The 10,579-nt window shown below is 38.4% G+C and carries 16 protein-coding genes; 3 read left to right on the top strand and 13 right to left on the bottom strand.

The window, feature by feature from the left end:
- Positions 1 to 60: 60 nt before the first annotated feature.
- The 13 genes from T359_RS0111710 to T359_RS0111650 form a co-directional block, all read right to left on the bottom strand.
- A complete protein-coding gene (locus T359_RS0111710) occupies positions 61 to 339 on the bottom strand; it encodes a type II toxin-antitoxin system RelE/ParE family toxin (RefSeq protein WP_026517652.1) in 279 nt (92 codons plus the stop codon).
- A gap of 31 nt (positions 340 to 370) precedes the next feature.
- Positions 371 to 757, bottom strand: coding sequence for a hypothetical protein (locus T359_RS0111705; protein ID WP_026517651.1), 387 nt, complete (start codon positions 755 to 757; stop codon positions 371 to 373).
- A gap of 10 nt (positions 758 to 767) precedes the next feature.
- A complete protein-coding gene (locus T359_RS0111700) occupies positions 768 to 1,199 on the bottom strand; it encodes a hypothetical protein (protein ID WP_026517650.1) in 432 nt (143 codons plus the stop codon).
- Positions 1,200 to 1,277: 78 nt separating this feature from the next.
- On the bottom strand, positions 1,278 to 2,228 hold the full coding sequence (locus T359_RS0111695; protein WP_026517649.1) for a DUF6017 domain-containing protein: 951 nt from the start codon (positions 2,226 to 2,228) through the stop codon (positions 1,278 to 1,280).
- A 65-nt stretch (positions 2,229 to 2,293) separates the two neighbouring features.
- Positions 2,294 to 2,659: a replication initiator protein A gene (locus T359_RS0111690; RefSeq protein WP_026517648.1), complete on the bottom strand. Its 366-nt coding sequence runs from the start codon at positions 2,657 to 2,659 to the stop codon at positions 2,294 to 2,296.
- A 1-nt stretch (position 2,660) separates the two neighbouring features.
- A complete protein-coding gene (locus T359_RS0111685; RefSeq protein ID WP_026517647.1) occupies positions 2,661 to 3,572 on the bottom strand; it encodes a ParB/RepB/Spo0J family partition protein in 912 nt (303 codons plus the stop codon).
- Positions 3,535 to 4,347 carry a ParA family protein gene (locus T359_RS0111680; RefSeq protein WP_026517646.1) on the bottom strand — a complete coding sequence of 271 codons (813 nt, stop codon included), beginning with the start codon at positions 4,345 to 4,347 and terminating at the stop codon, positions 3,535 to 3,537. The genes T359_RS0111685 and T359_RS0111680 overlap by 38 nt, the downstream gene beginning before the upstream one ends.
- Before the next feature lie 12 nt (positions 4,348 to 4,359).
- Positions 4,360 to 4,818 carry a DUF6462 family protein gene (locus T359_RS23470; RefSeq protein WP_330370187.1) on the bottom strand — a complete coding sequence of 153 codons (459 nt, stop codon included), beginning with the start codon at positions 4,816 to 4,818 and terminating at the stop codon, positions 4,360 to 4,362.
- Positions 4,819 to 5,353: 535 nt separating this feature from the next.
- The gene (locus T359_RS0111670) at positions 5,354 to 6,589 is read right to left on the bottom strand and encodes a tyrosine-type recombinase/integrase (RefSeq protein WP_026517644.1); all 1,236 of its coding nucleotides are present in this window, start codon (positions 6,587 to 6,589) and stop codon (positions 5,354 to 5,356) included.
- A 75-nt stretch (positions 6,590 to 6,664) separates the two neighbouring features.
- Positions 6,665 to 6,859 (bottom strand): excisionase, encoded by a 195-nt coding sequence (locus T359_RS0111665; protein ID WP_026517643.1) that lies wholly within the window; start codon positions 6,857 to 6,859, stop codon positions 6,665 to 6,667.
- A gap of 1 nt (position 6,860) precedes the next feature.
- Positions 6,861 to 8,126, bottom strand: a complete 1,266-nt coding sequence (locus tag T359_RS20175) for an FtsK/SpoIIIE domain-containing protein (protein WP_026517642.1) — start codon at positions 8,124 to 8,126, stop codon at positions 6,861 to 6,863.
- Complete coding sequence (locus tag T359_RS20170; protein WP_051545312.1) at positions 8,119 to 8,700, bottom strand: replication protein; 582 nt, start codon at positions 8,698 to 8,700, stop codon at positions 8,119 to 8,121. Before T359_RS20170 ends, T359_RS20175 begins: the two co-directional genes overlap by 8 nt.
- 119 nt (positions 8,701 to 8,819) lie before the next feature.
- Complete coding sequence (locus T359_RS0111650) at positions 8,820 to 9,164, bottom strand: hypothetical protein (protein ID WP_026517641.1); 345 nt, start codon at positions 9,162 to 9,164, stop codon at positions 8,820 to 8,822.
- A 218-nt stretch (positions 9,165 to 9,382) separates the two neighbouring features.
- Between T359_RS0111650 and T359_RS0111645 the strand changes: the two genes are divergently transcribed.
- The 3 genes from T359_RS0111645 to T359_RS22510 all read left to right on the top strand — a co-directional run bounded on the left by T359_RS0111645 (position 9,383) and on the right by T359_RS22510 (position 10,556).
- Positions 9,383 to 9,985, top strand: coding sequence for a hypothetical protein (locus T359_RS0111645; RefSeq protein ID WP_026517640.1), 603 nt, complete (start codon positions 9,383 to 9,385; stop codon positions 9,983 to 9,985).
- A 72-nt stretch (positions 9,986 to 10,057) separates the two neighbouring features.
- A complete protein-coding gene (locus T359_RS21650; RefSeq protein WP_051545310.1) occupies positions 10,058 to 10,390 on the top strand; it encodes a helix-turn-helix domain-containing protein in 333 nt (110 codons plus the stop codon).
- Positions 10,380 to 10,556, top strand: coding sequence for a hypothetical protein (locus T359_RS22510; RefSeq protein ID WP_155840102.1), 177 nt, complete (start codon positions 10,380 to 10,382; stop codon positions 10,554 to 10,556). The genes T359_RS21650 and T359_RS22510 overlap by 11 nt, the downstream gene beginning before the upstream one ends.
- Positions 10,557 to 10,579: the final 23 nt, after the last annotated feature.

The following is a 10,579-nucleotide window of genomic DNA, read 5'->3' as shown; positions in this document are numbered from 1 at the left end:
CTTCCAAGAATACATTTCCTGGATGTGTAGGTCTTCTAGTCATATATCTTTCCTCCTTCCTCAGTGATAATCCATATAGTCCACAAGATATGCATCCTGACCTTCAAAGTAAAAAGTCATTCTCCAATTGCCATTCACCGTGACAGCCCACATATCCTGCTTATCTCCTTTAAGTGGATGCAATCTATAGCCTGGCAAATTCATATCCTGAGCACTAATGCTGGCATCCAATCGGTCAAGCATTCTTGCCAATTTGGGCGCATGATCTGGCTGAATCCCCTTCTTAGAGCCAGTTTCATAAAAATCCTTTAAGCCTTTATGTGCAAACGATTTTATCATATCAACATTATAACCTGTAACGTTACAGGTGTCAAACTTCCCTTTCTGAAAAATCTGTCCAATACTGCAGATTCCATATAGCAGCTATGATTGTTCCAATTGTAACCACGGTCATCTGCGCTGCCTTAGTGTCATAGTTCTTCCAGATTGAGCATAAAAAAGCAATAGTCATGCAACTGAAGACAGAAGCAAGTATCTTGGCAATTACAAACATATGCTGCAGTAAAAGCGCAAAGAACACTGTTATGCCGAAAATAATCCAGTTGGTTACTTTATCATAGCCCTGGTTCCTTACAAGAAATACAGGAATGGCTCCGATAAAAATGGAATTAGTGACATCAACTCTTCTGATCAGGTACATTGCTACCCTGAGAAGCAACATAAACGGTAATAGAAAAATATCTAGTACAGCTGCCATATTCTTATCCTCATTTTTTCAGCTTGTTAAACTGATTCACATAAACTGCAGCTCTGCAATAGAACTTGAGCTGCTCCTCTCCGTCTTTTATAGTTGTGGCTCTCTCGATTCCCTTGGCTGTGCCCTTCTTGACTGCCTCGTTGAACATCTTGCCAAGGCGTGCTCTTACCTGTGCAGGAGATTCCTTGATCTTGTACTCTACAAGGATCTCATTAACATCTGCAAAGGTAGGAAGATCTGCCAGAGTGAACTCTTTATCCATCTTCTTGGCTTCCTTGATCATCTCACCAACGGCCACTGTATAGTCGTAGGTAGTTCTTTTACCGAAGCGCTCTTCCAGCATCTCGCAGATAAAATAGTTTACTGTGATGTTCTGCTTCTTAGCTTCCTTCTCAATACAATCATACATATCCTGTGTAAGTGATAGATTTACTCTTGGCATGTCTTCATCCTCCTATGAGTGTTGAACAGTTATGTTATATTTTGATTATATGAGTGTTGAACATATATGTCAAATGCTCTACATGGCTCTGCATGCCTGATCATGACTTACCTCGGACTGATAGTAGCTGCCCATGGTGGTAGGAGCATTGAAAAGAGCTGAAAGCAGATAATTCTTTATATTCCGAACCTTGGTAGTATTTCCCCTCATGCAGTCCATTACGTACTCTAGATGCATGTGGTTGAGCTTAAGGAACTTGGACTTAACCAAGTTTGTAGGATACTCGTTCTTGGAAATCCAGATTGTTGGATTCTGGCAAAGAACTGTCTCAAGCACCAGATCATAGATTCCTTCGATGATTTCTGTATCATGAGGATATCTTTCAAGCATGGTATCAAGGCAGAGATTATCCCTGACTATTTCGGCATAAGCGTTATACTCATCATTCAAATCGCTTTTCATCGAAGAGATATGATTAGTATTTATATCTCTTTTAGTATTATTAATATTAATATAATTAGGGTCGGATTCTACGTGGTCTAGAACCGGATTTTCGCTTGGTCTAGAACCCGAAATTTCCGTGGTCTTGACCCCGATATTTCCGGGGTCTGAAATTTCTATGTTTGTGCCAGAACTTGGTTTTTCCAAGGTCTGAACATCTTCATTTTCTCTTGAAGCAAAGTTCTTGAGATAGATCTTGGTAGGCTTCCCCTGGCCCTGCTTTTTGCGCTCTATGAGCCCATATTCCTCAAGACTCTTAAAAAGACATCTGATCTTATCTTCCCCACACCCCAGCATTTCTGCGGCTTCCTGCTGTGCAAAGTATATATATGCCCTCTGAAGCTCATCAAACCACTTATTTTTGAGGGATAATGACATTCTATCAAGCATAAGACCGTAAAGAGTCTTAGCAAGCGCATCAAGCCCACTAAAATAGGTGTTTGTGAACAAAAGCTTTGGTATTCTGTAAAAGGCAAGCATTTCTGATTCCTGACCGCTGAAATAGTCAAAAATAATTCTTTCGCTCACTCCTTTTTCCTCCCTTCAATGATTTTCTGCGACGTTCCATGGATTTAAGTGGTGCAATTTCTGCACTACCCAATCAGTTGAAATCTGTATCTACGATTGAAATTTTTAACGTAGATCTTGCTTGGCTTACCTTTTGCCTGAAGCTTATATATAAGTCCAAATTCTTCCAGTTCATTCATACAATCAATAATTGTGTGCTTGGAGAAATTGATATCTTCCTGAATCTTGCTTAATGGGTATATGATGTAAACTCTGTTTTCATCATCAAACCAATTGTGTTTTTTAGCTTCGCCCATGCGGTCCAAAAGAACTGCATAAAGCATTTTTGATGAAGCCGACAGGGAAGAAAAACTCTTCCCTGTAAGCAACTCCCTTGGTATCTCTACAGAAGCAAATTGCTGTGCCTGGGTATTATAAAAGTAGTCCATCATGTTATTGTTCCTCACTTTCCTGCGATGCCTTCCATTGCTCCAATAGACTTACAATTACTCTTTCAATCTCTGACTGTGAATAATAAGCAGGGAAGTATTTGTTAAGCTTACGTTCTGTGATAAGGATCTTCTTCCTGGTCTGTGGCGTGGATCTCTTTTGAATAAGGATGTCTATCATCTGTTCCTGTGTAAGAGAGTCATCATCACGATATTGGCGAAGGTCCATGAGCTGTTCCTGTTTAATCATGCCGTTTTCGTGGATATACTCCCAAATCCACTGTTGATAGGTTGGGTTAAAATAGGAGATTTCTACAGCTACTGCAATAGCTAATCTTCCTTCATCAACCATTGTTAATAACTTGGGAATTAGATATGTCAATCGCATATATCTATGAATTTGTGCTCTTTTCATTCCCACTGATTCGCCAACTTCTGTTGCCGAATGCAACTTTGTCTCTTCAAGAGACAAAGTTAAATCAGAACGCTTACCTTGATGATTTAACGCATCCATCTTCATTTTTAAGGCAAAGGCTCTTTCACTCGGAAGTATCTCTTCCCTCTGCATATTTGCGTTAACCATGGCGATTGTTGCATCATCATTGGTCATTTCCTTGATAATTGCCGGTATCTTTCGAAGCCCAGCTCGTTTAGCCGCGTGAAGCCTTCTATGCCCTGAAATCATCTCGTAAGTTCCTTCATCATCTGGTCTTACAAGAACAGGAGTAAGCACTCCGCTTTCCTTGATGCTTTCAACAAGTTCTTCCATCTTTTCATCATCAACGACCCTGAAAGGGTGGTTTTCAAAAGGATAGATAGTCATTACATCAAGATCTACAGTCCCCTCGGTGCTTGGAACACCGAGGAGCTCATCTATACTAGATAGCTTTACTTTCTGACCAACTCTTTGTGCCATTGTTCATAACCTCCCTGATAAATGATGTGTAAGCAAATGCTGCTTTTCCTTTTGGATCGTACTGATACAAACTGCTTCCTGAAGCACTTATTTCTGCAGCTCTTACTGAAAGAGGGATCTCTGTTTCAAAAACATTTATGCTGGATGAATAAGCTTCGTAGATCTGAGCCGCTATATCTTTTGCATAATTGGTTCTGTTATCCACCATAGTGATGAGAATCCCCTCTATTTCGAGTTTTGGATTGAGCTGACGTTTTACTCTTCCAATTGTCTTTATAAGCTGCTGAAGGCCCTTTACAGGAAGATATGCTGCCTGGCACGGAATAATTACCGAATCCGCACAGGCAAGTGCATTAATCGTCATCATTCCAAGGGATGGCATACAGTCAATAATCACAAAATCATAAGTATTTCTGGCGTTATCCACATATTCTCTGAGAATTGTTTCCCTGCTGATAACTCCAGTCATGCTAATTTCCAAACTTGAGAGTTCAATATTCCCCGGCATCAGATCAACACCTTCTGCATGGTGGATAATTCCTTTTGATACATCCACAGGCTCATCATTGATGATATTTACAAGGGCTGTGGCAAGAGAATAATCAAGTCTGTCCGGTTCATCGCATCCAAGACTTATTGACATGCTCCCTTGAGGATCCGCATCTATCATGAGTACCTTGTAACCTTCCCTGGCAAGCCCAATACCAAGATTCACGCTTGTTACTGTCTTCCCTACACCGCCTTTTTGGTTCGCAACTGCTATAACTTTAGACATCTCTTTTCCCCCTTATTCATCAAATGACTCAATAAACGCATCAATCTTTTCTGTGTTGCAGAGGACCACTCCCTTTACCTTTCTTGTTGCCTTGGCTTCCTTTGCAAGGCTTTCAAAAGTATGAAGTCCCATTGAATAGAGCTCTGCTCCCTCCGCGTACCTGACATATTTCTTTTTGCCTTCCTTAACGATTTCTGCTAAATCTTCGATTTTCTTTCTTCTAGCCATGAATACTTCCTCACTTTCGTTTCCTTCTTCACAAAATTGTTCAATGTACTGCTCGATCAAATCTAAATCCACAAGGGCAGTTTTCCGAAGCTTTATATTGGCTTTGGCTTCTTTTGCCAGAGTCACAAATGACCAATATGCCATGCTGTAAAGTCTGGCTCCGTCCTGATAGGTGCAATATCGATGTTCTTTTCCGACAAGATACTTGTCTAAGTCAACTGGTGGGGATTTTCCACGATTCATCTGTAACCTCCGTTTCTGGTGTTACGAGATGCAATTAAGAAGATCAGAATTTTGGGTACAAAAAAACCACATCTTCTCTTCCTTCGAGAAATGTGGTCAAATGCGTGATGTGTCTGAACCGATTATTCCTTTGACAATTACCCTGGGATAGAAACTTTTAAAAGTTCCTATCCCAAAATGCGATTTTTAAGCAAGTAGAAATTGTCTTTTGACACACCACTGATGTCCTATTTATTTTAGATAAAAACTACATACAAGTCCAAATAGCTCCGTACTCGTCCAATGAATTCGTTGTAAAAATGTTGCATTTTTGGATAACATAGTACGTCTATGGATTTCAGTGATTCCTAATGAGTCCGTGTGTTACTTCTGTGATTTCAAGGTCGGGAAATCCTTCCCCGCTCATTCATTGTTTTTCATTACTTCTCAGATGCGCTCACTTACTGCCTTAATCACATCCCTTATCTCCGTCTCTTCTCAAAAATTTACACCTATTTTCACAAATTGGGTGTATGTCGGGTGTAAACTGGGTGTATTAGACCGCATTCTTCTTTTTCTTCATAAAATCATCAAAATGCTCCATTTCAGCTCTCTTTAAATCTTTGGTTACATCCGCATAGATATCTAATGTTGTGCTGATATCCGAATGACCAAGAACCGACTGGATCACCTTGATATTGATACCGGACTCACAAAGGCGTGTTGTAAACGTATGCCTTAAAGTATGACAGGAAAACTTAGGAAGCAGGATCATGTTTTCATTATCCTTTGCTTTATCAAGCACCTCTTGATTGCAGTCCCTAATGATCCTACGAAGAGCCTTGTTTAACGTTCCCTGATGCTGAACATTACCGAATCTATTCACAAAAATAAAGTTGGTAAATCCATCCACTCTTGCAGTACACTTAATTCCTGCTAATCTCTGATACTCCTTTTCCTGTTCAAGTGCCTCTTTTACACTTTCAATGATAGGAATTGTACGTTCTCCGGCTTTTGTCTTAGGCGTATTTACCCCAAAGTAACATCCACCTTCTGCATGATTATAGTAAATCAACGTATGATTGATGCTGATAGAATTATTCTCAAAATCAACATCTTCCCAACGAAGTCCTACCGCCTCACCAACACGCAAACCAGTTCCCAACATCAAAGTAAAGATCGGGTACCAGTGATTATACTGAGCATTATTCTTGAGGAAGTTAACAAACAATTCCTGTTCCTGCACCGTCAAAGCTTTTCTTTTCTCTGTAAAGAGATTCCTTGACTGCTTTAATTCTTTAAGTGCATTATCAGAAATATTGTTTCTGAGATATCCATCTTCAACAGCTACATCTAAAACCTGATGCAATACCGTATGAATATTATCTACGGTAGCGATCTTTAAGCACCTCTCATCTATCAGTCTATTATAGAACCTTCTGATATCTGATCTCTTCAAGGTTACGATCTTAAGCTGTCCGATATCGTCCCTACAGAATTGCTCGTACATATACTGGTAGTTCATAAAGGTATTATCTTTCAATCCCTTTTTGAGCTGTACCCACAGATCATATACATCATTAAGAGTTGATTTTGATCCGGTCTTAATTCCATCGCTCTTATCCCTTAAGACCTTCTGTTCCTTCTCCCTAAGTTCATCAAGAGTCGGAGCATAAATCGTATGCCTCTCATGATCCGCTGTCCTCCAACGGTACATATACGATCCGTCACTTCTCTGTACTTCGTTTTCTTTAAGCACTCTGCCCTTAGAGTCTTTTCTTCTCTCTGCCATTTTGATATCTCCTTTCTCATAAATGACAGAAAGCTGACTGCCATCATTATAGCACATCAGCTTTCTTCCAACACTCTAAATTGAAAATGATTTTGATATATAATCATCGAACTGTTTTCTCTTAATGAGCCTTTTACGACCAACATACAGAACGAAATTACAATTATCTGAATCAGTTAATTCTCTTAACTTATGCTCGCCAATATTATACAGGCAAGCAGCTTCTTCAATTGTAAGTGTCGGCTTGTCTTTAATCTCCAGTTTCTCCATCCTAATCAACTCCTTTTAAGCAATCATCTTCAACATAATACGCTTTGAACAGCACTCCGGTATTTGTCAAAAACATTCCCTGATCGTTAGGAGATATTTTTTCCGCACCCTCTGAGTTATCAAGAATGATCTGCGAAAGCACTTTATCAGCTCTACCACATATTCTGTACCCGATATTATTCTTGATCTGACCTTTTAATACATCTGCATCCGGTCTCTGGGTAGCAAACATGAGGTGGATTCCAAAGGCTCTTCCCAGGCGAGCTATTGTTGAGAACTTGCTCTCAATCTGACCTACCAAAGCCTTCTGATCTTTATCAAGTCCAGTCTTATCAAGAACCTCCGCAATCTCATCACATGCTACAATAATCCTACACAAATCCGATCCCGTTTTTTTGTTATACTCTGCTATATTTGGAGTTCCTGCATCAACGAGCAAATGCTTCCTTTCTTCCATTATCTGCAAGATTCTTTCAAGCTGATTATCAAGTTCCTCCGGTTCGGTAATAATATGACAAGCTTTATGCCAAATAGCCGGATAATCTAATCCGCCCTTGAAATCTGAAAGATAGATAATCGCATTTTTCTTTTTTGCCTCCATAAGCAGAAGTTTTAACAACTTTGATTTACCTGATCCCGATCCGCCTCCAATAAGTAAATGAGGCGTTGTCGAGATATCAATACTCTCAATACCAAAATAGCTTTCTCCGAGTACCAGAACAAAATCATCATTACTTAAATATTCATCATTCCACAAAATCATATTTTTCTTTCCTCCATTGCCATTTACTGCCTTAATAACTGTATGTTGCTTATCTTTTCCGGGTAATACATCGACAATCTTAATATTCAAAGCTGTCTCTATTTCTGCAATGTGATCTTCATACCTTATAAAAGGAATTCTTGGAGAGTAAAACTCATAAATCATTCCGTTTTTATCTTTGGTTCTTGAAATAAGCATAGGAGATTCACCTTCATTATCAGTAAATCCTATGTCCAGAAGTTCACCTTCAATCTTCTTACTTCCAAACGGCTTTCCAAGAAACTGTATGATCCCGAACACTCCTACAAAGATCATTTCCGCAGTGAAAACATATAACACGATCTTAAATACCTTTCCAGAATACGGACTTCCCATTTTCTGCAAAAGAATCCTCAACGAAAGCATTGCTACAATCATTAAAGCCAAATACAACACAGGGATTAAGATAAGGGCTTTCTTTTTCTTGATACGTCTTGCTCCTGCTTTAAGCCTCTGATTATTCATTCTCTTTTTTTCCTCCGTACTTTTCTATTTCCCAGCTTCTTGATTTAAGAAACTGCACAATTGTTAAAGTGCCACTGTCGCATAAAACCTTGAACCAATCGAAACGATTCTTTTTTGCATAAAGTAAAAGCATTGCATAAGAAACCATATCATTTACAAGGCAGAACTCTATCATTTCTCCAATGGCTGTGTACTTGTCTCTTGCAAGAGAAATCATCGTATTGTAATCAGCACCTGATAACGAAATAACGTCATTCACATCGTATTGAGCTTTATCCTTGTTATCCAAATGGCAAAGGTATCTACTATAGGCTTTCGAGTTTTTTACCACCTCTACACCTACTCCGCCTATTGAATCGAATATTTCTTTTGCCTGATCTTTCGTTTTACAACCTTCAAACATAATCATCACATGATAATGTTCTTTTTTCATTTTGCCTTCATCATCAATATCCTTATCGTGAAGAGGCGATATAAATGCCGGTACGCAATGCTCTTCTAAAGTACGTTTCCAATCTTCAGAAGCTGATTCCGGATATACGACAGTCGCAAAATTTCTTGTTCTTTCTTGCATTGTCTTCCCTCCGATCATTGAACAATGATCACAAGGGTGTGTGTCGTAGTGGCACACCCTTGTCTCAAAAAATGCAGTGGCTTCATCGCCTACGGCGACTAGCCACCGCACCTGTTTTGTTACTTAGTTACCACCTGAACATCATCTGCTGTTACACTGAGCTTGTCATTGTATTCGCCATAAACCTTTGCAAACGGGTTTACAGGAACTACCTCAACACCCGTAGGTACATCAATCTGCTTAGACACTTTAAAAGTGATCTTCTCTAAAAGATTAGTAACCTGTGATCCATCTTTTGAAGGACCATAATTGGTTTTATCCTTAAAGATCGCTGTCTCCACTTTTGTGCCAAGAATAGCTCCAGTTTCATGATCTTTCCACGGTGTAACACCAGTACACATTAATGTTTTACCTTTCATAAACCCTTCAAAATCAAAATAAGTAAACATTGTTAATTTTTTCATTTTTATATACCTCGTAATCTTTCTGGTGCCTCTTTATTAGCACCAAACATAATCTGTTGTTTCGCCTTCCCTTGCATGCTATAGAAGGCTGTTCCTTGTAATCTCGATTACGAATTAAGGATACTTCTTTTTTTATTTTGCTTGAATTTACCCCTCTGGGAATTCTCCAAGTTTTTTCCAAGTTTTTGTGTTATAATGTTTTCCGGAGGTGAAAGAAAATGTCGAATAAGAATGCAGATACACTTAATACTCGTTTTTCTACTGTTCTAAAAGCACTTAAAAACAAAGGTGTTTCACAGCGTAGAATAATGGATGAACTAGACCTGAGCTTTATTACTGATGAAACATACTTTTCAAGTATTAAATCAGGTAAAAGAAAAAACATTCCTGATGAACTTATCAAGGCTTTACATCAAAAATACAATATAAATCCGGCGTATCTTAAAATGGAGTCTGATTGTATATTTGATACTTTTGAAGCAAAAATAGAAAGCTTTATGAATGTTATTGATGATTGGAATGTTCTAAAGAGCGATTCTAATGAATACTTACACCTAACTATAGATAAGAATATCGTTGATCTTTTAATCGAATTGTATAAGGTAAAAAAGGTGACTGATGATGGAATATCATCTTTTGAAAATGAGAAAGAATCTCTCAAAGAACTATATGAGGCTGAACCTGATCCCAAAGAGTATGTTCTTATCCCAAGAAACAATTTTATTGAGATAGTGACCAATACTGTTGAAAAAGAGAAATACTTGCATCAGGTTATAGATGCCGCTTTATACTCAGACTACCCTTCCGATGAAACTAACTAATTTCTCAATTTGAGAATTTTCTCTTTTCATTCTGAGAATAATGTGTTAAGATATATTCTCGGAGGTAAGACTATGTCTTTTGGAAGCAGATTAAAAGAATTGAGAATAGAACGTAACTCTTCCCAAAAAGAAGTCGCAGATGATATAGGTATCTCTATTACTGCTATTTCCCAATATGAGAGTGACAGTCGTTTCCCGAATGAAGAAATGCTAAAGCGTCTATGCATGTATTATAATATTTCGTCCGATTATCTGCTTGGATTAACTAATACAAAACATGCCCCTTTTAGCACGGATGAAATCCCTAAAAAAACACTATCTCCGAAACAAGTTGATTATATATATGACTTGATTGCTCTATTTAACAAATCAAACGAATCAGGAGGAGATAATCATGACACATAAAGAGAAAATCGACAAAATAAATGAACTACTATTAGAACTCAAAAAAGAAGCTGTGATAAATGTTATAGATGAAAATGGATGTGAAACAGATTTGCTCTTAGGTTGCATTGAATCAACTGATAATCCTAATGAACTGTATGCATGGTGCCACAGCAACAACGAATAATAAATCAAGAAATGAGGAAATAA

The sequence above is a fragment of the Butyrivibrio sp. MC2021 genome, from assembly GCF_000621605.1.
Classification (GTDB): Bacteria; Bacillota; Clostridia; order Lachnospirales; family Lachnospiraceae; genus Butyrivibrio.
This window is presented reverse-complemented; position numbering and strand designations above follow the sequence as displayed.